The organism is Streptomyces sp. NPDC087215, from assembly GCF_044744885.1.
Classification (GTDB): domain Bacteria; phylum Actinomycetota; class Actinomycetes; order Streptomycetales; family Streptomycetaceae; genus Streptomyces.
On record NZ_JBIUZD010000006.1, the window covers coordinates 398,200 to 421,025 of the forward strand.

The window sequence follows — 22,826 nt, forward strand, 5'->3', positions numbered from 1 at the left end:
TGCGGCACGCATGACGGAGTACGCCGCCGAGGCGAAGACGGCGGCGCGTCAGGCGCCGCCTGGCGGACCAGAGGGGCCCGCTCCCCGGGCCGAAGGGCGGCGGCCCGGTGTCCGAGGCACGACCGGCGAGGAGCCGCGGTCCCAGAAGCCGCACACCGGCGATTCCCGTGCCGGTGCGGATCCGCTTTCCTCGCGCCCGGCCACGGGGGATTCCCGCTCGACCGCCTCCGGCACCCGGAGAAAATGGGGTCGCCGCGTCCGCGAACCAGATGACAGGGTGCGGCACATGGCACCCCAACATCAGATTCGTGCAGACTACGACGCCCGCACGATCGTGGTCTATCAGGCGTACGCACCCGCCATCGCCGATCCGGCACTGTCGGCGGGCCGCTTCGTCGCACCCTTCTCCTTCCAGCGGATGACATGGATCAAGCCGTCGTTCGCCTGGCTGATGCACCGCAGCAACTGGGGCCGCAAGTCCGGCCAGGAACGCGTTCTCGCGGTGCGGATCACCCGGGAGGGCTGGGAGGAGGCCCTGTCCCAGGCCGTGCTGACGACCGCCGACCCGGCGGCCGTGGCCCAGGCGGCCGTGCACGTGCAGTGGGACCCCGAGCGCTCGCCGCGCGGGGCGGCGCTGAACCACTACAGCGTCCAGGTCGGCATCGGCCGCCATCTGATCCGCGCCTTCACCGACGAGTGGATCGTCAGCCTCACCGACCTCACTCCTCAGGTCCGCAAGGCCGCGTCGCTCCTGCAGACCGGACACGCGGCCAGAGCCCAGCGACTGCTTCCCCCGGAACGGACCTACCCGCTTCCCCGCGCGCTGGAGGCCGCCCTCTCCCCCGGGCGATGACAGCCTGCCGACCGAGGCTTCCGGCGGCGACCGGTCGCCGCCGGGGCCCGGCGACCCGCACGATCTGCACGACGGCGAGGGACGGCAAGGGACGGCAAGGGACGGCAAGGGACGGCGAGCGTACGAGGGCCGGGCCGCCGTCGTCCTCCGCGGGCGTCCGGCACGGTCTGAAGCGCCGACGGCCCCGGTGACCGTGCCACTCACCCACCCGCCCATCCGCCCACGGCGACGGGCTGACGTCCCGCCCGCCTTGTCGTACGCGGGACGGGCACCGGTTCAGGAACGGCTCATCACGCGTCACCGGCCCCTCCCTCGACCCGCCCGCCACGCCTGCCCCGGCGGGCGGGCCCACCGTCGTACCCCCGGCCGTAACCCGGCCGCGGACCCGTCGCCCCGTGCCGACGCGCGTCCCGCCGGAGGGGCGGCGTCCGGGCGGGGACGGACCGGCCCCCGGCGAGGTCTCCGAGAGCAGTGCTATCAGACCTCTTGTCAGCGAGTTCGCTCCTCCCTACCTTGGTGCAGCGAGTCACGGCCCAGCGGGTCCACCGGCCCGTGTCGGCCCTTTTCCTGCTCCTCAGCGCACGACCGACCATGGAGGCGTCACATGCCCGTAGCCGTGCCGGATCTTCTGGAAGCCGAAGGATTCCGCGACGCGGGTCCGCTGGAGATCGACGACGAGGCGATCGTGTTCGAGGACGACGACCGTGCCGACCGCGAGCACACCGCGTGTCTCGCCGACCCCTGGGTGACCGCCACCACCCGCTTCGCCTGTGACCTGAACTCGTAGCGGTGGCCGTCTCCATCGCCGGTCGCAGCGGTTGGTCCGACGACACCTGGTCGTACCTGAACGATCCGCGGATGCCGGCGATGGAACACGGCTGGAAACTGCACGTCTCGACCCGCCCCGGGGACCTCGACGCCGTGACCCGGCTCGTCCTGCCGGTGCTGTCCCGGCACGTCTGCCACGCGAAGTTCGCCCGTGACCCTGAGACCCTGCGCCGCCTCAACTCCGGGGTGGTGAGCGCCGGGGCCGTCGGCAAGGCCATCACCGTCTATCCCCTGGCCGGGACCGTGGTCGCGGTCGCCCGGGAACTCGCCGCCGTGCTGCGCGACCGGGAGGGTCCGCAGGTCGTCAGCGACCGGCGGGCCGACCCGGGGGCCCCGGTCTACTACCGCTACGGCCCCTTCACCGGGGACTACCGCACCGGCCGGAGCGGTCGGCTCGAATCCGTCATGACCGGGCCGGACGGTCTGGTCTTCGACGGTCTGGCCGTCGGCCGCTACCGCTGCCCGCCCTGGGCCGACGACCCCTTCGCCGACGGCTCGGCACACGGTGACGAGCCGTCGGCGCCGGGCTTCGGCGGCGGACGCTACCGGGTCACCGCGGGCATCGCGCGCGCCGCCCGGGGCAACGTCTACCGCGCGCTGGACCGCACGCTCGGGCAGCCGGTGGTCGTCAAACAGGCGAGGGCCTACGTGGGCGAGGACGAGTCCGGTACGGACGCCCGCCACCGGCTGCGCAACGAGCGCACGGTCCTCACCGCGCTCGACGGCGTCACGGGCGTGCCCCGCGCGCTGGACTACTTCGCCCACCGGTCGGACGAGTACCTGGTGATGAGCGCCTGCGGCGACCGGGACCTGCGCAAGGACGTCCTGCGGAACGGCCCCTACCGGAACGACACCGGCGCCCCGGCGCGCTCCCTGTCCGCCCTCGCCTCCCGGCTCCTGCGCGTCCTGGACGCGGTCCACCGCCGGAACGTGGTCGTCCGCGACCTCAAGCCCGACAACGTCGTGCTCGACGGCTCCGGCCCCGCCCGCTGCCATGTGATCGACTTCGGGATCAGCGAGTGGAACGGCACGGGGCCGGGAGGGGCGACCCCCGGATACGGCGAACCGGTTCTGCCCGCGACCGGACCGGCCGCCCCCGCCGACGACCACTACGCCCTCGGCGCGACCCTCTTCTTCGCCGCCACCGGCATGGATCCGGTGATCGTCGACACCGACCACCGGGTCAACCGGGACCGGACCCTGGCCTGTCTGGCGTGGGCACTGCCCGGCCGCGCCCACCGGGAGAGCCGGTCGTCGATCACCGGTCTGCTGAGCTTCGACCCGGCCGTACGGACCGCCGCCGCCGACCGGCTCCGCAGCGGCACGGCAGGACCGGTGCGGCGGCCCGCGCGTCCCAGGGTCGACGGCGACCTGCTGGACGGGATCATCGAGCACACCACCGCGTACTGCGTCGCCGAGGCGCGGGCGATCGTGGACCCGGAACGGGCCGCGCGGCTGAACGTGCCCACCTCGATCGACGTCTACGGGGGCAGTTCGGGGCTCGGCCTCGAACTGCTCCACCACGCGCACCGGCCGCAGGTGCGGTCGGCCGTCAGCTCGTTGGCCCGGTGGACGGCGCGGCAGTCCAGGAACCTGCCGCCCGCCTTCTACACGGGGCGCACCGGCGTCGAACTCTTCCTCACGGAGGCGGGTACGGCGGCGGGCGCGGGCACGACGACGGCCGTGGACCTGGAGGCGGGCGCGCGGTCCGGGCACCCCGTGCTGCCGGACCGCGCCCCGGACGGCGGGCCTCCGGAGGCCGACCTGATCGCGGGCGCCGCCGGAATCGGCCTGGGCAGGCTGCTGCTCGCCCGGCACGCCCTCCGGTCCGGTCACCGGCTCGCCGCGGACCGGCACCTCGCCGTCGCCGCCGACTGCGAGCGGCTGCTGGCGTCGGACACCGCCCGGCTGACCCCGACCGGTACGGAGAGGTCCGGCGACGCGGCGCTCCGGGAGGGCATCGCGCACGGTGACGCGGGCGTCGTCTGCTTCCTGCTCGCGTACGGCGGCGCGACCGGGGACCCGGACGCGCTCAGCCGTGCCGAGAAGGCCGCCGCGCGTCTGGCCGCCGTGACGCCGGACGTCATCGCGGCGGCCACCGGGCCGGGGGCGACCCGCCGCTACGGTTCCTGGTGCCGGGGCCTGGCCGGGATCGGGACCGTACTCGTGCGGGCCGCCGAGCACCTGGACGAGCCGGGGTACCTCGACCTGGCGCGGCGGGCCGCGCGGACCTGCGCCGAGCTGGCACCCCGGATGCCGCTGGTCTCGCAGTGCTGCGGGCTGGCCGGGGTGGGCGATCTGATGGTGGACGTCGCTGAGGCGTCCGGGTCCGAGGAGTTCCGGGACGCGGCCGAGACCGTCGCCCTGCTCATCCTGAGCCGCAGCGGCGGCACCTGGTCCCGGCCCGTGTTCCCGGACACCGGTCTCACCGGGTCGAGTGCCACCTGGGCCGGGGGCTCGGCGGGTGTGCTGGCCTTCTTCAGACGACTGCGCGACCCGGGCGGTCCACGGCTCGGCCTCCCCGTCTGACCGCCGCCCCGGCGTCGCGTCCGCCCCCTGCCGTACCGGACACGGCCTGCCGGTACGGCCTGTGGCACTGCCTGCCGGTGAGGCCGCCGCGCAGCTGGGGGCGTTCCCGGATCGGGCCTCACCTTCTCACCGAACGGCGAGCACCGGCATCGGCATCGGCATCAGGCTCAGGCATCGGACTCGGGCAGCGGGCGAGTCCCGGCGGCGCACCACCCGTCTACGCCCCTCGACGCGCCCTTCCCGGTCCTCGGCGTGCCGCCGTCTCGCGCAGCAGCAGGAGGACGGCCGCCGACGGCCGGGGTCCGGAGCCCCGGGTCGCCAGGGACGCGCCCGCGCGGCGCACCGCGTCGAGACGGAGCCGCTGGACACCGATGAGGGCCCGTACGAAGGGCAGGTACGAGGAGTCCACCACGTCCGCGAGGAGCGCGGCCGACGACAGGTCGACGGCGGCGCGGTCCATCTGCTCCTCGACCAGCCCGCCCAGTGCCGGGCCGGGCCGGGTGAGGTCCGCGCCGTGGCGTGCCACCGCGTCGGCGGGGACCCCGGGCCGTCCGGCGCGCACGTCCTCGGCCAGGTCCTCCAGGAAGTCGATGCGCTGCATGGCACGGATGAGCCGGTGGCAGCCGTCCGTGAACTCCGCCCGCGCCGACGGCTCCACGGGCGCCAGCAGACAGGCCGTCAGCATCAGCGCGGGCAGCGAGTACTCCCGTACGTACCTGTCCAGTTCCTCGTCGTCCGCGAGGGTCCGCCACGCGACCTCGCGCGCACAGCCCCGCAGGAACTCCTCCGCGTGGGCGCGCACGTCCGGGTGCCGCTCGGCGGTGTGCGCCAGGCAGCGCAGCACGGGCGGTCCGGAGCCGTCTCCGGCGAGGGCCTTCCGTACGAGCGCGTCCCGTTCCGTGAGGGCGGCGGCCCGTTCGTCCGGTGTCCCCCGGTCGATCCGGTCGTCGGTGTCGTGCATGAACGCGACGGCGGCCACGACGTGCGGCAGCAGATCCGCGGGGAGCAGGAGCCGCGCGGCGGCGTACTCGGCCGCCGCGAACCTCCGCACCGCCCGCCGCTGTTCCGTGTAGTCCCGCCGCAGCCGCCGCTCCCCGACCCCGGCCCGGTCGAGGGCCCGCTTCCACATGCCGATCTCCTGTCGTCGGCCGCGAGCCTACGGGCACCCCGCCGGAAGCCCCGACCGGCCCCCGCGTACCGCCCGCTCGTGGTGGGGGGGCGGTCCGGGGGAACCCGTGCCCCGATACGACCGGCGGGGGTCGAGGTCGGGTGCGGGCCGGACGGCGGCGGGGAGTCGCGTCGACCGGGGCGGCCCCCCGCGTGCGGGGGTCCGCCCCGGGGCCACGCCCCGGCCCCGGTGGGCGGTCGCGGGCCCGGACCCGTCGCGGTGTCCGTGGGGGTCGGCGGGCCGGACGGCCTGGCCCGATCCGTACACCGGCCGACGCCGAGGCGTTCCGGCCAAGTACGGTCCCTCGCACGGCAGATGGACCGGGGCGGGTGCGTGGCCGCATAGCATGGGCGCATGGACGAGATCGATGGTGTCGAGGTCGTGGCCTTCTCTGACGAGGAGGCGTTCGACGGCTGGTTGACGGCTCACCACGGGCGGCACGCGGGCGTGTGGGTCAAGGTCGCCAAGAAGGGCTCCGGGATCGCGTCCGTGACATCCGACGGAATGGTCGACGTCGGGCTGTGCTGGGGCTGGATCTCGGGTCAGCGCCGGTCGCTCGATGCCACGTACTACCTCCAGAAGTACGTTCCCCGGCGCCCCAAGAGCCTGTGGTCGCAGGTCAACGTCGACAAGGTCGCCGTCCTCGCGGCCGAGGGCCGGATGCGTGAGCCGGGTCTGGAGGAGGTGCGCAAGGCGCAGGCGGACGGGCGTTGGGACGCCGCGTACGCTCCGCAGTCCACCGCCGGGATGCCCGACGAGCTGACGGCGGCGCTGGCGGCGAACGACCGGGCGGCGAAGGCTTTCGAGGCGCTGGAGAAGACCGCGAAGTACCTGGTCCTCCTTCCCTTGCTCCAGGCGCGGACCCCCGAGGGGCGCCGGACCGCCGTGGAGCGGGCGGTGCGGGCGCTGGCCGCCGACGAGTAGACGCGGCGCGCCGGGGTCCGGGGCACCCGGGTCGGACACGGCCGGGGGACGCCGCGTCCGCCCGCCCGGCAGCAGGGCCCGTCGAGGAGTTCCCCGGCCGCTCGTGGCCGCCGGGGACGTCCCCTTCGCCCCCGGGGGCGAAGGGCGCGGCGCCGAACACGGGCTCCCGTGCCTCGGAACCGGACGGGGCCCGTCCCCCGTCCCCCGTCCCCCGTCATGCCCGGGAGCCGTGGCGTACCGTCCGCACATGGTGTTCTTCATTCATGCGCAGGACAGGCCGGGGGTCGCCGAGCAGTTGTTCCGGTTCGCCGAGGAGCACTGGTCCTACATGGACCGCTTCGACGGCCGGCTGATACTGCGGGGTCCCACCCTGTCCGACGACGGGGAGGAGCACACGGGAAGCGTGCACCTCGTGGACCTTCCCGACCGGGCCGCCGCGGAGCGGTTCGCGACGGAGGAGCCGTACTGGCGGGCCGGTCTCTACCGGGAGTTCACGGCCGCCCCGGCGACGGTGCTGCTGCACCGCGAACCGGCGCCGGGCGTCCCGTACACGCTCGTCACGGCCCGGTGGCCGCCGCGTGTCCGTACCCCCGGCGACGCCGGGCCGGGACTCCTGGGCGCGGAGCCGGACGACCGGCTGTGCTTCGTGGCCGTCCTGACCGACGACGACCAGGACCGCACGACGGGCGTGGTCGCGGTCGTACGGTCCCTCCCCGACGAGGCGCGCGGCCTGGTCCAGGCGTCGGCGGACCTGCTCGCGGGCGGTCCCACACCCCTCACCGCCCGGCGCTGGCAGCGCGGCGGACGCCGCTGAGGTCCGCGCGACCTCAGCGGTTCGGCCGGGCGAGCGCCCCGGGCCGCTCTCGCAACCGGGCCCCCACGGCGCACGTGCAGGCGGGTGGGACGCGCCGGACGGTGTCTCCCGCCGCCACCGCACGGGGCGACCGTGCGGCCGAGAGCCTGGAGCCGCCCGTGCCCGCCGAGGTCACGCCGCGTCCCGTCACCGCCGACGATCTCGATCTGTTCGAGAGGGAGTTCAACGGGCCCGAGGGCTGGGGCGTCCACGCGCGGTCCGGTCTCCGCTCGACGGCCGACCGACCTGCGCCGCCGCTTCGCCGAGAACGGTCTGCCCGGCCCGGACGGCGGGACGCTCGCGGTCGCCGAGGGCGGGATCACGGTCGGCCGGGTGAAACGGTTCCCCGGCGGCCGGGGTCCTGACGCCCTGGGTGGGTGGAGCCCGGCGATCGGGCCGGTGCCCGCCGCGCGCGGCCGGGGCGTGGGCACCCGTGCCCGAGGGCTCGTGGCGGATACCTCTTCGACCACACGCGGGCCGAACGGGTCCAGGCGTGGACCGACCCCGAGAACGTCGCCGAGCGGCGCGCCCTGGAGAAGGCGGGATTCCTCGGCGAGGGGCTGCTGCGGTCCGCCGCGCGGCAGGGCGGACACCGGCACGCGGTGCTCTACTCGCGGCTCCGCACGGACCGGACCGGCACCGCGTCCTCCGGCTGGGCCCGGCGCGCCGAGTGGTTCGGCGGGTTTCGGCGCGCCGGGCGGTACGAGGGACCCCGCCCGGTGACCGGACGTACCGGGCGGGAGGGCGGGCCGGGGGCCCGTGGTGACGGTACGGGGAGCTCGGACGCCCGCTCCGGAGGCCGGTGGGACCGTACGGGGATCGGACCACCGGCCCTACGGGTGCGGCGACTCGGCACCGGCCGGGCCCGTACGGGCTCCGGCGTCCACCCGGTCGTACGACAGTCAGCCGTCACCGGGCCCGTACGGGAGTCAGGCACCCGTACGGGCCCGTACGGAGCCCGGCACTCCGTATCGGAGGGAGGCCCGGACCCCACCCCCATGACCGGCCCCGGGGCGCGGGCCCGTGATGCCGTCTCCGGCGGTGGTGGGCCCGCGCCCGGATCGTCGGCCGTGAGCCGGTCCGTCAGCCGATCGGCGCCGACCCCGGTGTCGTCGTCGGTGTCGTCGTCGGTGTCGTCGTCGGGGTCGGCCAGTCGACGAGGCGGATTCCGCCGCCCGCCGCCTCGCGGCCCCGGCAGTGGGCGCGGTGGCGGCGCAGGAGCGCGTCGATGTCGAGGCAGCGGCCGAACTCGGGGCGGGCGGCGAGCCGTCGGGCGTACGCCCAGAGCGAGGTGTACCCGGCGACCCGGTCCATGGCGGTGGCGTCCAGGTGCCAGCGGTGGATGGTGTCGAGCTGGACCAGGGTGACCCAGACGTGGATGTCGGCTGCGGTCGGCGCGTCGCCGAGGACGTACGGATCGCGGGCCAGCCCGCGTTCGAGCGAGTCGAGGGCCGCGAAGAGGACGGTGAGGGGTTCGCGGTGGGCGGACTCGCCGTCGATGCCGAGTTCCCCGGCGCGCTGGGCGGCCCGGTTGATGCTCCGTTCGCACAGGTCGGAGAGTGCCTCGATGTCGCTCCGGTGCTCCTCCGGCAGCAGGTCGGGGCCGTCGCCCCGGAAGCGGAGGGCGAGGTCGCGGAGGATGTCGGGGACATGGGTGCTGACGATCCGTCCGGTCCAGTCGTCGCTGAGGACGGGGGCTGCGGCGGGACCGGCGTAGAGATGGGCGCTGGCCTCGTACAGCGGGCGGAGGAGGGCGTATCCGCCGTCGGGCGTGTCGGCCTCCTCGGGGAGGACGGTGAGGGGGAGCGTGTCGTCGAGGCCGAGGATCGCGTGGGTGAGGGCGATCCTCAGACAGTCGGGGTCGGAGGGCGCGACATGGAGGCGGTAGCGGTGCGGTGCGGCGTAGTGGCCGCTGCCCACGTCGCGGCCGATGCGGCCCCGGAAGGCGGGCACGGCGGAGACGGGCAGCAGCGAGGACGGGACGACGGACATGCTTCTCCCTTGAGGGTGCTCGGTGCTGGGTCGGGCGGCGTGCCGTGGCGCCGGTGGCGGCTCGGGGCCCGAGGGCAGCAGGGGTACGGGAAGGAGGAGGCGGACGCGGATCGCGGGGCCGTTGCCGGTGGACGGTCGTCTCAGCGGGCGGGACGGCCACCCGGCCGGGAACGGTGCCGCGCGGAGCGGCGCTCCGGGGAGACGGACCCGGCGACGGCGGCGCCACGGGGGCGCGTCCCGGCGGAGGTCACCCAGATGCGGGGCGGCCGGACGGGCGGCGGCTCGTGGCGGAGCGGCGCGCCGGAGGGCGCCTCACGCGGAGCGACTCGCCGCGCTGCAGACCCGCAGGAGATCGATGTGGCGGCGCGAGGTGAGGGGCAGGGAGCGCGGGAGGGGTGCGTCGACCGCGGTGCCCCACCCGTCGGTGCGTCCCATGATTCCCTACCTGTCCGCTCGGTTTCCCCGTCCTGAGTGTCCGACCGGCCCGGAGCGGCGTCAAGGGTGCGGTACGGCCGTCTCACGGACTGTCTCAAAGAGCGTCCCACGGACTGCCCGCCTCCGCCCGGAGAGAGCCGGAGGGAAGGGCCGCGCGGGGCCGCCGCCGCGCCGGGCCGCCGCCGCCCGGTCCGTCCGCCGCGCGGCGGACGGACCTCATGCTCCCTGGACCTCCCGGACTCCCCGGACCTCCGCGCGGGGAGCAGAGCCCGCGGGGCCTCCGCTCCCGTGGTGCGCGCGGCCCGCGAAGGCCCCGCTCCGGTGTCGACCACGGCACACCGGCCCCTCGCCTCCCGTACGGAATAATGCGCACATGCGCATTTCAGCCAGGGCCGACTACGCGGTGCGGGCCGCCCTCCAGCTCGCCGCCGCCCAGGACACGGGGCCACTGAAGGCCGAGGCCATCGCGGAGGACCAGGGCATCTCGCACAAGTTCCTGGAGAGCATCCTCGGCGACATGCGCAGGGGCGGTCTGGTGCTGAGCCAGCGCGGCGGCAACGGCGGTTACTGGCTGGCCCGTCCCGCCGAGACGATCTCCGTCGCGGAGGTCATCCGGTGTGTGGACGGTCCGCTGGTCTCGGTGCGCGGGGAGCGTCCGCCGGACCTGGCGTACACGGGGCCCGCCGAGTCGCTGCTGACCCTGTGGATCGCGCTGCGGTCCGGGGTCCGGGAGGTGCTGGGGGTCTCGCTGGCGGAGGTGGCGGCGGCCCGGCTGCCGGACGGGATCGTCGAGCGCGCGAAGGACCCGGAGGCGTGGACCAATCCGTGAACGGAACACGAGCCACACCATGACCATCGCACCCAATCGCCTCTGACCTGGGACTACTAGCCCAGGTCTCACCCTTCAGGACGCCCTTGTCCGCGCATCGGACGCCCCTTGGGGCGGGGGAGCCTCCTCTGCCACTATCCCTACTGTTCCACTAGGGATGAGGAATCAGGTGAGGTGACGTGAGTACGCCGAGGAAATCGCCGAAGAGACCAGCGACCCGCACCGCCCCCGCACCATCCGGCCCGAACGGCGACCGCCCGGCGGTCCCGGTGGCCGACCGGCCCGTCGAGGACGACTTCTGGCCCCGTGTCACCCGCGAACTCGCCGACGACCTCGCCGTCGACGCCCTGGCCAGGGACCGTGCGGGCAAGGTCCCGTTCGACGAGGTCGCCCGCCTCCAGGAGGCGGGACTGCCCGCCCTGCTCACCCCGCCGGGGCCGGACCGGCGGGGCGTCGACTGGCGCAGCGCCTGCGCGGTCGTCCGGGAGATCTCCGCCGCCGACAGTTCCGTGGGCGAACTCCTCGCCCACCACTACGCCCTGTCCTGGACCGGCCGCTTCCTCGACCCGCTCCGCGCGGCGCGGGACCCGCTCGCGCGGGCCGCCGAGGAGAACTGGCTGCTGGCCGGGGAAGTGGAGCCGCCGCGCGCCGAGTCCGGCCACGGGCTCGTCCTGACACCGTCGGACACCGACGGCGGCGGCTGGTTCCTCGACGGGACCCGCGCCTTCGCCTCCGCCGTCACGGTGGCCGACCGGCTGGTCGTCGGGGCCCGCCCCGGCGGCACCGGCGACCAGCTCGTCGTCCTCGTGGACCCCGGCGCGCCGGGAGTGTTCACCGAGGCGGGGACGGACCGCGTCGGACAGCGGCTCGCGGGGGCGGGCACCGTCACCTTCGAACGGGTGCCCGTCGCACCCGGGCAGGTCCTCGGCGCCCTCCCCCACGACGAGCACGCCGTCGCCCCCTTCGCCACCCTCGCCCCGATCGCCCTGCGGCTGCTCCTGGTCCACGTCGGACTCGGGATCGCCGAGGGGGCGCTCGCCGAGGCCAGGGACATCAGCCGCGCCGGGCACGCGGGCCCCGCGCCCGCCGGGCACCCCGCACGGCTCCCCGCCACGGAAGGCGCCGGGGACGATCCCTACCTCCTGCTGGCCTACGGGGAGTTGGCGACCGCCGCGCACACGGCGGCCGCGGTGGTGGAGCGGGCCACGGACGCCCTGACGCGCGGACTGCTCGCCGGGTGGACGCTCGGCGCGGAGGAGCGCGCCGACGTCGCCGTCCTGGTGTCCGCCGCCGAGGCCGTCGCCGGGCAGGCGGCCGTCCAGATCACGACCCGCGTCCTGGAACTCGTCGACGGCGCGCCGGGCACGGGCGTCGGGGGCGGCGGTCCCGGCTTCGACCGCTTCTGGCGCAACGCCCGTGCGCTCACCGTCCCCACCCAGGCGGCGCACCGGCTGCGGGACATCGGCGACCACTACCTCAACTCCACCCACGCCCGGCTCACCCTGTTGGCCTGACACCACCGCCGCGAGGGGCGGAAAGGCCGGAAGGACCGGCATGTCGGGACGTCCGGCCCTCTCGCGGCACGGCTGTTGGGCCCAAGCTGGGAGCAGCGGGGTCCGACCACCGGGCGGGCCCGTCATCGCACCGACGGAGGCAGTCTGATGAGTCGTGAGATCGTCGCAGGAGTGGACGGTTCCCCGGAGAGCCTCGCCGCGGCCGACTGGGCGGCGCGCGAGGCCCTCCACCGGGGACTCCCGCTACGGCTCGCGCACGCCTGGCGCTGGGAACCGCTCGACCTCCCCCTGGTCCAGGACCGCTCGACCCAGGAGAAGGCGGCGCGGGACCTCCTCCGGGACGCGGAGACCGCCGTCGCCGCGCGCCACCCCGGGCTCACGGTCACCTCCGAGGTGCTCCCCGACACGCCGGTCGCGGCGCTGCTCGGCGCCGAGGGGCGGACCGAGCTGCTCGTCATCGGCTCGCGCGGCCACGGCCCGGTCCTCGGCTTCCTCCTGGGCTCGTACGGGCAGCAGATCATCGCCGGGTCCACCCGGCCCGTGGTGGCCGTCAGGTCCCGCGACGGCGAACCCGCCGAGCCGCCCGCCGGGCACGTCCTCGTCGGCCAGCTCGGCAGCCCGGAGGACAGCGCCGCGGCCCTCGGCTTCGCGTTCGAGACCGCCGCCGCGCGGGGGGCCGCCGTGCGGGCCGTACGGGCCTGGAGCCTGCCCCCGCTGTACGCGTACAGTCCCGCGTCGATGCGGCTCGCGGACGAGGCCGGGGGACTCGTCCCGTACGAGGAGAAGGCACTGCGGGAAGCCCTCGCGCCCTGGCGGGAGCGGTACCCGGACGTGTCCGTCAGCGAGCACGTCGAGCTGGGCAGCGCCGGGCAGGTGCTGCTCTCCGCCTCCGGGACCGCGCAGCTCCTGGTGGTCGGGCGGCGGGCGAAGCGCGGGGCGGCCGGACCGCGCATCGGTTCTGTGGCGCACGCGGTGCTGCACCTCGCGCCGTGTCCGGTGGCGGTGGTGCCGCAGGGCTGAAAGGGTGCCGGAAGGACGTGAGTACCCGGTTGACGCGTCGGGTTGACGAGGAGTGTCGGGGGAGCCGGGGCAGGAAAGTGTTATCGCCGTCGCCCCGGTGGCTCTCCCAGCGCCGGACCGTCCGGCGACCCCGGCGAGAGAGCGGAACCCCATGCGGCACCACGACCACCCCGGCCACCCCGGCCACTCCCACCAATCCGGCCACTCCCACGAACCCGACCGCACCCGGCCCGACGGCCCCCTGCGGGAGACCGCGCCGCAGGAGGCCCCGGCACGGGCGGGCGGACGGCATCGCGGGGGCGGCGGCTCGCGGCGCCGCCCGCCGCGCCGCCCGTCCTTCCGCACCGGCGTCACCGTGGCGGGGGCGACGGCGGCGATCCTGACGGTGGCGACGGGCGTCCACCTGGCCTCCTCCGGCTCCGAGGCGGTGACCGCCGCCCCGACGGCCGGGCTTCCGGCCGCTCCCCCGGACGCCCCGGAGGGTGCCGGGACGGCGTCCGCCGCTCCGGTGGCCGTACGGGGGGCCGTGCGCACGCCCTCCCCCTTGCCGCCGGTCACTCCCGCGACCGCCGCCACCCCGTCCCCCCGCGCCGCCACGACCGCGCCCGTACGCCCCTCGACGACGACGGCGGCGCCGAAGGCCGAGTCGGAACGGCGGCCCGCGCAGCCGCGCGAGAAGGCCCCCCAGCAGGGCGCGGCGCCGGAGGCACCGACGGCGGGGAAGACCAAGCGTTTCGTCCAGGAGGTCGTCGCCCTCGCCAACACCGAGCGCGCGAAGGCGGGTTGCGGTCCGCTGCGGACCGAGGAGCGCCTGCGGTCCGCCGCCCAGGGCCACGCCGACGACATGGCGGCCCGGGACTACTACGAGCACGACAGCCCGGAGGGCCGGGACGCCGGTGACCGGATGAGCGGCGCCGGGTACTCGTGGTCGACGTGGGGGGAGAACATCCACCGGGGCCCGAAGACCCCGGCCCTCACGATGGAGGACTGGATGGACAGCCCCGGCCACCGGGCGAACATCCTCAACTGCTCCTTCAAGGACATCGGCGTGGGCGTCACCCTCACCGCCAACGGCCCCTGGTGGGTGCAGAACTTCGGCGCCAGGTCCTGAAGCCCCCGGCGGCCCCGCACCCGGTCTCCCCGCTCCTCGTTCCCCGTACGCCTCAGGGAGCGGGGGCCGCCAGCTTCTGCACCCAGACCGGGCCGCCGGGACCGGGGACCCGCGCCACCCCGGTGTCCCGGTAGCGGCAGTCGAGCATGTTCTCCTCGTGGACCGACCCGTCCGTCCAGTCGGCGACGACGGACGCCGGGTCGGCCGGTCCCCGGTCCAGGTTCTCGGCCCAGGCGCTCCAGTCGTACCCGGCGGCGGAGATCCGCGAGTCCGCGTACTCGCCCTCGGGACCGGCGTGACCGTAGTAGCCGCGCCCGGCCATGTCCCGCGCGTGGGCGCGGGCCGCCCCGGCGAGGCGGGGGTCGACGCGCAGCGGCGCACAGCCCGCCGCCGTCCGCAGCCGGTTGACGAGGGCCGTCAGGCGCTCCTCGGGGCTCGGCACCGGGGGCGTGGCCCGCCGGGCGCCGGGCGTTTCCCGTACGGCCCCGGTGACGGTGGCCGACACCGTGGGCGTCGGGGTGGCGGTGGGGGTGGGGGTCGGTGCCGGGCTCGTCGGCACGGGCGGCCGGGTCGCCGGGGGCGGCGGCGCGGCGGCGGGCTCCACGCGCGCGTGCGGCTCGGCGGGCACGAGCAGGGCTACGGCCCCGAGGACGGCGGCGGCCACGGCACCGGCGACGACGGCCCGGCGCGGCGGCACCCGCCAGCCACCGGCCGGACCGGGGCCCGCCGGGGTCGGCCCCGGCGGGACGGACTCGGACGGGTCCGGCCCTGCCGGGACGGGACCGGACACGCCGGAGCCGGACGGTCCTGTGCCGGTCGGGCCCGTGCCGACCGCCGTCGTGTGGGCGGCGGGGGCGAGCGCGACGGACTGCGCGGGGCTGCCCTGGCTGGTTCCGGCCGTCAGCGGAGGGACGAGGGCGAGGCCGACGAGGAGGCCCTCGACGGGGGCCAGGCCCCGGCGGCCGGTCACCCTGGCCGTGCAGGAGGCACAGTCGCGCAGATGGCGGGCGACGCGTTTGCGCCACAGCGGGGACGGGTGGCCGTCCCAGGCGGCGACGGTCCCGTCGAGGTCCGGGCACCGGGGCAGGGCGTCCAGGGCGCGGACGACGGCCCGGCCCGTCTCCAGCCGTTCCTTCATGCGCTGGACGCGGACGGCCGCGTGCTGCGGGGAGACGCCGAGGCCCTCGGCGAGGTCGGCCCGGGTCAGTTCGCCCGTGGTCTCCAGCCACCACAGGGCGAGGAGTTCCCGGTCGTCCTCGTCGAGCCACCGGGTGGCGCGGGCCACGTCACGGCGCTGCCCCGACAGACCGAGCCTGAGGATGGTCAGTCCGGTGAAGTCGCCCGCCGGGTCGGCGAGGTCGGCGGCCCGGTCGAGACCGGGCACGGGGGCGTGCCGTCGCTCGCGCCAGCGGCGCCGTATCCCGTTCATGGCGATGGCGACGAGCCAGGACCTGAAGCGGGCCGGGTCGCGGAGGGCGGGCAGTCCGTCGAGGGCGCGGACCATCGCCTCCTGGACGATGTCGTCGGTGTCGGCGTGCCCGTCGAGGGCGCGTCCGACGATGTTGTGGACGAGGGGCAGGTACGCGCGTACCAGTGCGTCCTTGGCCTGCGCGTCACCGGCCCTCGCCGCCTCCACCAGTGTGGTGGTGCGGCGCTCGTCGCTGTGCATGGGTCTGCTCCCTCGTCCCTGGTCCGGGTCCCCGTCGGTGGGAGATCCGTGGGAGCGGGAGGGATAACACTTATCCGGCCGCCCCGCGAGTCGGCGGCCGTCGCGGTCAGGGGGCGGGCAGACGGGGAACGGTGGCTCCGGCGCCCTCCCGGACGGCGGCCACGACGGCGTCGTGCAGGTCTCGGCTCTCCCTCTCCGAATCGCAGGGGACGGGACTGCCCGACATGGTGAACCAGTCGGATGCGCCGCTGTACTGCACGGCCACGCGTGCTTCCCGCTCGACCCAGGTCGTGTGCACGGTCAGATCGCCCGTGACCACTCCCGCCTCGTCGGTCAGCACCCCACCTCGCCCGGTGTAGACACCGGCGGTCGTCCAAGATGCCCAGCTCATCCATCCAGGTTCACACCCGAACGGCGGATGCGCCACCGACGGGACCGCCCCGGCCGGAGGAGTTCCGGCCGGGGCGGTACGGGGCGGGCGCGTCGGTCAGCCGAGGGAGGCGACGGCCTCGTTGAAGGTGGCGGACGGACGCATCACGGCCGCGGCCCTGGCCGGGTCGGGCTGGTAGTAGCCGCCGATCTCGGCCGGGGAGCCCTGGACGGCGACCAGCTCGTCGACGATCTTCCGCTCGTCGGCCGCGAGGGTCTCGGCCAGCGGCCCGAAGGCCTTCGCCAGCTCGATGTCCTCGGTCTGCGCCGCGAGCTCCTGGGCCCAGTAGAGGGCCAGGTAGAAGTGGCTGCCGCGGTTGTCGATGCCGCCGAGGCGACGGGTCGGCGACTTGTCCTCGTTGAGGAAGGTGCCGGTGGCGCGGTCGAGGGTGTCGGCGAGGACCTGGGCGCGGGTGTTGCCCGTGGACGTGGCCAGGTGCTCGAAGCTGGCGGCCAGGGCGAAGAACTCGCCGAGGCTGTCCCAGCGGAGGTAGTTCTCCTTGACGAGCTGCTGGACGTGCTTCGGGGCGGAGCCGCCGGCGCCGGTCTCGAAGAGTCCGCCGCCCGCCATCAGCGGGACGACCGACAGCATCTTGGCGCTGGTGCCCAGCTCCAGGATGGGGAAGAGGTCGGTCAGGTAGTCGCGGAGGACGTTGCCGGTGACGGAGATGGTGTTCTCGCCGCGGCGGATGCGCTCCAGGGAGAACTCGGTGGCCTCGACCGGGGAAAGGATCTGGATGTCCAGGCCCTCGGTGTCGTGGTCCGCCAGGTACTTCTCGACCTTGGCGATCAGCTGGGCGTCGTGGGCGCGGGCGGCGTCCAGCCAGAAGACGGCCGGGTCGCCGGTGGCGCGGGCGCGGGTGACGGCGAGCTTGACCCAGTCCTGGATGGGCAGGTCCTTGGTCTGGCAGGCGCGGAAGATGTCGCCCTCGGAGACCTCCTGCTCCAGGACGACGGTGCCCTGGGAGTCGACCAGGCGGACCGTACCGGCCTGGGCGATCTCGAAGGTCTTGTCGTGGGAGCCGTACTCCTCGGCCTTCTGCGCCATGAGGCCGACGTTCGGGACGGAGCCCATGGTCGACGGGTCGAAGGCGCCGTGCGCGCGGCAGTCCTCGATGACGGCCTGGTACACGCCGGAGTAGCTGTGGTCCGGGAGGACGGCGAGGGTGTCGGCCTCCTTGCCGTCCGGACCCCACATGTGGCCGGAGGTGCGGATCATGGCGGGCATCGAGGCGTCGACGATGACGTCGGACGGCACGTGCAGGTTGGTGATGCCCTTGTCGGAGTCGACCATGGCGAGCGCCGGACCGTCGGCGAGCTCGGCGTCGAAGGACGCCTTGATCTCCTCGCCGAGGCCGTGCGGGAGGGACTCCAGGCCCTTGAGGACGGTGCCGAGGCCGTCGTTGGGGGACAGACCGGCACCGGCGAGCACCTCGCCGTACTTGGCGAAGGTCGCCGGGAAGAAGGCGCGGACGACATGGCCGAAGACGATCGGGTCGGAGACCTTCATCATGGTGGCCTTGAGGTGCACGGAGAAGAGCACGTCCTCGGCCTTGGCGCGGGCGACCTGCTCGCCGAGGAAGGTGCGGAGGGCGGCGGCGCGCATGACGGCGGCGTCGACGACCTCACCGGCGATGACCTTCAGCGGCTCGCGGAGCTCGCTGACGGTGCCGTCGGCGGCGGTGAACTCGAAGCGGAGGGTGTCGTCCTGGGCGATGACGGCGGACTTCTCCGTGGCGGCGAAGTCGTTGTCGTCCATGGTGGCGACGTTGGTCCGGGACTCGGAGGTCCAGGCGCCCATGCGGTGCGGGTGGTTCTTGGCGTAGTTCTTCACCGAGCCGGGCGCGCGGCGGTCGGAGTTGCCCTCGCGCAGGACCGGGTTGACGGCCGAGCCCTTGATCTTGTCGTAACGGGCGCGGACGTCCTTGTCCTGGTCCGTCTTCGGGTCGTCCGGGTAGTCCGGGAGGGCGTAGCCCTGCGCCTGGAGCTCGGCGACGGCGGCCTTGAGCTGCGGGATGGACGCCGAGACGTTCGGCAGCTTGATGATGTTGGCGCCGGGCGTCTTGGCGAGGTCACCGAGCTCGGAGAGGGCGTCGGCGATGCGCTGGCCCTCCTCCAGGTACTCGGGGAAGACGGCGATGATACGGCCCGCGAGGGAGATGTCCCGCGTCTCGACCGTGACGCCGGCCTGCGAGGCGTACGCCTGGACCACAGGCAGGAACGAGTACGTCGCCAGGGCAGGCGCCTCGTCAGTGTGGGTGTAGATGATGGTCGAGTCAGTCACCGGGTGCTCCGCTCCACGTCTGCGTATGCGAGATTGCTCGACATCAAGATATCTCGTGACCGTGGTCATCGGTAAAGGGGCCCACCAGCTCTCCGTCACCCGGGGCTCCGGCGGCTTCCACGAAGGGGCCGCCGAGGCGGTACGGGGTGGGGGCGCCGTCGATGTCGACGCGGCGGAGCAGGAGGAGCGGGAGCAGGCCCGCGGCGGCGGTCACCCCGGCGGCGAGGGCCTGGCCGCAGCGGTGGGCGAGCCGGAGTCCGGCCGGGTCGTAGGGGGCGGTGGCGGGCAGGGCGAGGGTGTCGCCGAGGAGCCAGAGGCCGCTGCCGAGTCCGGCGACGGCGAGCAGGACGAGCGGTACGGTCACCGGGAGCCCCGGCAGGACGGTGCCCCGGCGGGAGGCGGGCCGCACCTTGCCCTTGCGGGCGCGGACCGCGAGGAGGCCGCTGAAGACGGCGAGGACGACGAGGGCGGCGGCGATGACGTCGCCGGGGCGGTGCCGCCCGTCCGCGAGGGTGTACGCGCCGACGGCCACGGCCCAGAGGGTCCCGCCGCCGACCGCGAGGGCGCGCAGCCGGTACGGGGCCACCAGGGCCAGGCCGAAGGCCAGGCCGAGGGTGAGGGTGGTCTGGGCGCTGGGGAAGCCGCTGGGGACGAGGGCGCCGCCGGTGTCGAGGAGCCGGGGGCGGGGCGCGTACCACTGGAGGAGTCCGGTGACGGCGAGGGCGGTGACCACCCCACCGGCGGCGAGCCCGGTGAGGGCGTACCGCTTGCGTATCAGGCCCATGGCGAGCAGGAGCGCACCGCCGGTGACGAGGGAGAGGGTGGTGAGCCCGGCTGTCGAGGGGTGGTCGCGGAGCAGGGCGACGACGGTGCCGTCGGCACGGCGGCCGGTCAGGGCGGCGTCGCCCCAGCGACGGCCGGTCGCGGTGAGCACCAGGCCCGCGTAGACGACGGTGAGGAGGAGGACGGCCCCGAGACAGGCGCGCCGGGCGCGGGTGCGGACCCGGGTGCTGAACGATCCGGCGGCCTCACCCGCCACCGCGGCGTACCACCAGGTGTTTCCGGACTCCAGCGGCTTGGGGAAGCCGCCCGCGCGGGGCCTGTCGTAGGAAGCCATGCCCTGATTCGAACCCACGAGCGGCGGGCCTGCCCGCTGGACTCACCCGAACGGCACACCGGGGCGGGGACCGGCCGGAGGGGGCGGGTGCGCGCTACGGGGTCCGCGCGCTTTCCGGCCCGGTGGGCGAGGGTGTCCTGCTGGCCCTGGGCCTGGTGAGCCTGGACCCGGTGAGGATCGGCCCGGTGGGCTCATCCGGCTCGGCAGTCCCACAGACAGTCCCACAGGTCTCGGGTCCCGGGTGTCCTGACGCACCCGGCAGTCCCACAAGTCACGCAGATCTCACAGGTCTCACAGATCCCACAGGTCCCACCGTCCTCGGCTCAGCGGTCCGGGTGGGGGCGCTGGGAGACGACGACCAGGACGAATCCGCCGAGCATCACGAGGATTTTCACGACTCCGATCGCGGAGTCGGTCCCCGGGTCGTCAAGGAGCGGGCCGCACGCCTGGATCGCGAAGGCGACGGCGAGGACCAGCAGGGCCTGGCCGAAGAGCGCGGGGCGGTGGACGTGTCGGCGCTGCCACGGCGGCACCCAGCCGGAGCGGAGCGCGGCCGTTCCGGCGGCGGCGAGCAGCACCGCGAGCAGGGCGCTCGGCACCGCGAGGTACCAGGACATGATCCACCCCCGTGTCGTCCGGCTCACCGCCGGAAGTTTGGACGCGATCATGCCATGGAGAAGTGTCCGGAACGAGCTTCCGGGAGAAGTGCGGGACGCCCGGGAGGGAACGGGACACGGGCAGGAGGGGACGGCGACCCCGGACCGGGTCTTCGTGGCCGGATCGGGGCGCTCAGGAGGACGCGCGGACCACGAGTTCCGTCGGAAGCATCCGGCGCGGCTGGTCGTCCGGATCGCTGGGGTCGGCGATCTCCCGGAGCAGGATCCGGGCCATCGTGCGGCCCATCTCCTCGATGGGCTGCCGGACGCTGGTCAGCGGCGGGTCCATCAGCCGGGCGACCGGGGAGTCGTCGACACCTACCAGGGCCACGTCCTCCGGCACCCGGCGCCCCGCCTCCCGCAGCACCCCGCGCGCCCCGGCCGCCATCACGTCGGACGCGGCGAACACGGCGTCCAGATCCGGCCTGCGCTCCAGGAGTTCCCGCATCGCCCGCCGCCCGCCCTCCTCCGTGAAGTCACCCACCGCGACCAGCCCCTCGTCGGGCGCGAGACCCGCCTCGGCCAGGCCCTCCCGGTAGCCGTCCAGGCGGCAGCGGGCCACGTACATGTCGAGGGGGCCGGTGACGGTGGCGATCCCGCGTCGGCCACGGCCCGCGAGGTGGGCGACGGCGGCGCGCCCGGCGCCGGTGTTGTCGGAGTCGACGAAGGCGACGCGCTCGTCCTCGGTGCGGCGCCCGTTCAGGACGGCGGGCAGCCCGAGGGCCCTGACCTGGTCGGGCAGCGGGTCCCGTCCGTGCACGGAGACGAGGAGGACGCCGTCGACGCGCTGCGAGGCGAGGTACTGCTCGAACCGCTGCCGCTCCTGCTCGCTGCGGATCAGGGTGAGCAGCAACTGCTTGTCGGCCTCGGCGAGTTCACTGCTGACGCCTCGGATGATGTCGAGGAAGTACGGCTCCGCGAAGAGCCGGGCCTCGGTCTCGGGGATGACCAGCGCGACGGCGTCCGTACGGCTTCCGGCCAGCGCGCGGGCGGCCCGGTTGGGGACGTAGCCGAGTTCGGCGACGGCCCGCTCCACGGCCGCCTTGGCCTGTTCGCTCACCCGGGGGGAGCCGTTGATCACCCGGGAGACCGTGCCCCGGCCGACCCCGGCCCTGGCCGCGACCTCCTCCAGGGTGGGCCTGCCGGTCTGCCGCCCGTTCGCCGCCATGCTGCCGCTCCTCCCCTCGGGCCGCCGCGCCCCGCCTGCGTGTGCGTGCGAACCTACCAGGCAGGGCTGCGGGCGCCCGGGGTGCGGCGGACGGGTCCGCAGGAGCGGCGCGCCTCCCCGCGGACCCGTCACGGGCCCCGGGCGAGCCCCGTGTCACACCGTCCGACCGGCCCTCGGTCCGCTCCCCGGCCGCCCTCGGCCGGTCGCCGGACGAGCCTTCGGCCGGGTCCGGTCAGCCCTCGGTCGGAGCGAGTTCGGCCATGGCGCCCCAGCCCTGCTGGGGGACCTCGACGTTGATGATCTCCGGTGTGGTGGCGACGGATCCGGCCATGGCCGCGAGACCGGCCTTGAAGTGGTCGGAGGCGACATGGACGGCGCCCGCGTCGGCGTCGGCGAAGGCCTCCAGGAGGACGAAGACGTTCGGGTCGTCGACGCTGCGGGACCAGTCGAAGAAGAGGTTGCCGGGCTCGGCGCGGGTGTCACGGGTGAAGTCCGCGACCAGGTCGAGCCAGCGGTCGGCATGGTCGGGGCGGACGGTGAAACGGACGGCGATGAAGATCATGCGTCCAGCGTGCGGGGGCCCGCCGGAGGCCGCAAGGCGGCGCGGTCAGGATTCCGGCAGCGCCGGAAAGTCCGGTACGGCACGGACGAGGGCGGCCCTGATCTCTCCCTGCCGCCGTCCGAAGCCGGCGGTCGGCAGGGAGACGGACAGTGCGTGCAGGATGCCGTCGCCTCGCTCGGGAAGGGCCACGGCGAGACAGGTGTACGCGAGGTCCGCCTCGCCCACGGACACGGCGAAGCCCTGGGCGCGCACCCGGTCGGTCTCGGCCTCGAAGCGCTCGGCGCTGGTGATCGTCCGCTCGGTGAACCGGGCCATTCCGTGCTCCGTCAGATAGCGGCGGCGCAGCGGGCGCGGGAGGGCGGCGAGCAGCGCCTTGCCGTGGGCGGTGGCGTGGGCGCGGACCTCCGGGCCCGGCGTGAAGGGGTGGGCGGTGCCGGTGACCGGGGCGGTGGTGTCGACGACGGTGATCAGTCCGTCGCGGTAGGCGGTGTGGTACGCCTCCGCGCCGGTCGCCCGGCGCAGTCGGCCGAGGAGTTCACCGGTCCCGGCGCCGAGTCCGTGGTGCCGCTGGTGGGAGCGGTGCAGGGCCGGGACGCGGGGGCCGGGCGCGTACCCCTCGGCGGTACGGACGAGGTAGCCGCGCGCGAGCAGCGGGCCGGTGAGGTGGTAGACGGTCGAGAGCGCGCAGCCGAGCCGCCGGGCCAGCGCCTTCGCCCCGACGGGCCGGTCGGCGTCGGCCACGGCGTCGAGGACCGCGAGGGCCCGGTCGACGGACTGGGGCCCCGGGCTCGGGGAGGCGACGGACACCGCTCCAGCTTAGACCGACCGGCATATCGGGGGGGGTGGGAGAAGGAGCGGGGCCGGGTGCGTGCGGCTGCGAGGCGG

General features: G+C 75.1%; 20 protein-coding genes. 9 read left to right on the forward strand and 11 right to left on the reverse strand.

Annotated elements, in window-relative coordinates; translation table 11 throughout:
* The first annotated feature begins 286 nt into the window (after positions 1 to 286).
* The 3 genes from ACIO92_RS19235 to lanL all read left to right on the forward strand — a co-directional run bounded on the left by ACIO92_RS19235 (position 287) and on the right by lanL (position 4,210).
* Entirely contained in the window at positions 287 to 853 is a 567-nt protein-coding gene (locus ACIO92_RS19235) for a DUF4291 domain-containing protein (protein ID WP_402281934.1), read from the forward strand.
* 604 nt (positions 854 to 1,457) lie between these two features.
* Positions 1,458 to 1,640, forward strand: a complete 183-nt coding sequence (locus ACIO92_RS19240) for an SflA family class IV lanthipeptide (RefSeq protein WP_366444466.1) — start codon at positions 1,458 to 1,460, stop codon at positions 1,638 to 1,640.
* 2 nt (positions 1,641 to 1,642) lie between these two features.
* The gene (gene lanL, locus ACIO92_RS19245) at positions 1,643 to 4,210 is read left to right on the forward strand and encodes a class IV lanthionine synthetase LanL (protein WP_402281932.1); all 2,568 of its coding nucleotides are present in this window, start codon (positions 1,643 to 1,645) and stop codon (positions 4,208 to 4,210) included.
* A gap of 217 nt (positions 4,211 to 4,427) precedes the next feature.
* Here the strand turns inward: lanL and ACIO92_RS19250 are convergent, their stop codons facing one another.
* The gene (locus ACIO92_RS19250; protein ID WP_366444463.1) at positions 4,428 to 5,339 is read right to left on the reverse strand and encodes a squalene/phytoene synthase family protein; all 912 of its coding nucleotides are present in this window, start codon (positions 5,337 to 5,339) and stop codon (positions 4,428 to 4,430) included.
* A gap of 393 nt (positions 5,340 to 5,732) precedes the next feature.
* On the opposite strand from ACIO92_RS19250, the gene ACIO92_RS19255 reads away from it, so the two are divergent.
* Both ACIO92_RS19255 and ACIO92_RS19260 read left to right on the forward strand, forming a co-directional pair.
* Positions 5,733 to 6,302, forward strand: a complete 570-nt coding sequence (locus tag ACIO92_RS19255; RefSeq protein ID WP_366444461.1) for a YdeI/OmpD-associated family protein — start codon at positions 5,733 to 5,735, stop codon at positions 6,300 to 6,302.
* 247 nt (positions 6,303 to 6,549) lie between these two features.
* Complete coding sequence (locus tag ACIO92_RS19260; RefSeq protein ID WP_401237112.1) at positions 6,550 to 7,116, forward strand: YciI family protein; 567 nt, start codon at positions 6,550 to 6,552, stop codon at positions 7,114 to 7,116.
* 1,122 nt (positions 7,117 to 8,238) lie between these two features.
* Here ACIO92_RS19260 and ACIO92_RS19265 read toward each other — a convergent pair.
* Positions 8,239 to 9,147, reverse strand: coding sequence for a glutathione S-transferase C-terminal domain-containing protein (locus ACIO92_RS19265; protein WP_402281929.1), 909 nt, complete (start codon positions 9,145 to 9,147; stop codon positions 8,239 to 8,241).
* A 312-nt stretch (positions 9,148 to 9,459) separates the two neighbouring features.
* Positions 9,460 to 9,582 (reverse strand): hypothetical protein, encoded by a 123-nt coding sequence (locus ACIO92_RS19270; RefSeq protein ID WP_402281927.1) that lies wholly within the window; start codon positions 9,580 to 9,582, stop codon positions 9,460 to 9,462.
* A gap of 373 nt (positions 9,583 to 9,955) precedes the next feature.
* On the opposite strand from ACIO92_RS19270, the gene ACIO92_RS19275 reads away from it, so the two are divergent.
* From ACIO92_RS19275 to ACIO92_RS19290, 4 genes are all read left to right on the forward strand, one after another.
* Positions 9,956 to 10,411, forward strand: a complete 456-nt coding sequence (locus ACIO92_RS19275; protein ID WP_366444456.1) for an Rrf2 family transcriptional regulator — start codon at positions 9,956 to 9,958, stop codon at positions 10,409 to 10,411.
* Between the two features lie 179 nt (positions 10,412 to 10,590).
* Positions 10,591 to 11,925: an acyl-CoA dehydrogenase family protein gene (locus ACIO92_RS19280; protein ID WP_366444454.1), complete on the forward strand. Its 1,335-nt coding sequence runs from the start codon at positions 10,591 to 10,593 to the stop codon at positions 11,923 to 11,925.
* A 147-nt stretch (positions 11,926 to 12,072) separates the two neighbouring features.
* Entirely contained in the window at positions 12,073 to 12,945 is an 873-nt protein-coding gene (locus ACIO92_RS19285; protein ID WP_402281924.1) for a universal stress protein, read from the forward strand.
* 151 nt (positions 12,946 to 13,096) lie between these two features.
* Positions 13,097 to 14,056: a CAP domain-containing protein gene (locus tag ACIO92_RS19290; protein WP_401237110.1), complete on the forward strand. Its 960-nt coding sequence runs from the start codon at positions 13,097 to 13,099 to the stop codon at positions 14,054 to 14,056.
* Between the two features lie 52 nt (positions 14,057 to 14,108).
* Here the strand turns inward: ACIO92_RS19290 and ACIO92_RS19295 are convergent, their stop codons facing one another.
* The 8 genes from ACIO92_RS19295 to ACIO92_RS19330 all read right to left on the reverse strand — a co-directional run bounded on the left by ACIO92_RS19295 (position 14,109) and on the right by ACIO92_RS19330 (position 22,748).
* Positions 14,109 to 15,725 carry a sigma-70 family RNA polymerase sigma factor gene (locus tag ACIO92_RS19295; RefSeq protein WP_402281922.1) on the reverse strand — a complete coding sequence of 539 codons (1,617 nt, stop codon included), beginning with the start codon at positions 15,723 to 15,725 and terminating at the stop codon, positions 14,109 to 14,111.
* 106 nt (positions 15,726 to 15,831) lie between these two features.
* Positions 15,832 to 16,116, reverse strand: coding sequence for a hypothetical protein (locus tag ACIO92_RS19300; protein ID WP_366444448.1), 285 nt, complete (start codon positions 16,114 to 16,116; stop codon positions 15,832 to 15,834).
* Between the two features lie 96 nt (positions 16,117 to 16,212).
* Entirely contained in the window at positions 16,213 to 18,438 is a 2,226-nt protein-coding gene (locus ACIO92_RS19305; protein WP_402281920.1) for an NADP-dependent isocitrate dehydrogenase, read from the reverse strand.
* 43 nt (positions 18,439 to 18,481) lie between these two features.
* The gene (locus ACIO92_RS19310) at positions 18,482 to 19,555 is read right to left on the reverse strand and encodes a phosphatase PAP2 family protein (protein WP_366444445.1); all 1,074 of its coding nucleotides are present in this window, start codon (positions 19,553 to 19,555) and stop codon (positions 18,482 to 18,484) included.
* A gap of 323 nt (positions 19,556 to 19,878) precedes the next feature.
* Entirely contained in the window at positions 19,879 to 20,199 is a 321-nt protein-coding gene (locus tag ACIO92_RS19315) for a hypothetical protein (RefSeq protein WP_366444444.1), read from the reverse strand.
* Between the two features lie 145 nt (positions 20,200 to 20,344).
* Complete coding sequence (locus ACIO92_RS19320) at positions 20,345 to 21,379, reverse strand: LacI family DNA-binding transcriptional regulator (protein WP_366444443.1); 1,035 nt, start codon at positions 21,377 to 21,379, stop codon at positions 20,345 to 20,347.
* 232 nt (positions 21,380 to 21,611) lie between these two features.
* The gene (locus ACIO92_RS19325) at positions 21,612 to 21,941 is read right to left on the reverse strand and encodes a putative quinol monooxygenase (protein WP_366444442.1); all 330 of its coding nucleotides are present in this window, start codon (positions 21,939 to 21,941) and stop codon (positions 21,612 to 21,614) included.
* Positions 21,942 to 21,986: 45 nt separating this feature from the next.
* Positions 21,987 to 22,748, reverse strand: coding sequence for an IclR family transcriptional regulator (locus ACIO92_RS19330; protein WP_402057075.1), 762 nt, complete (start codon positions 22,746 to 22,748; stop codon positions 21,987 to 21,989).
* Positions 22,749 to 22,826: the final 78 nt, after the last annotated feature.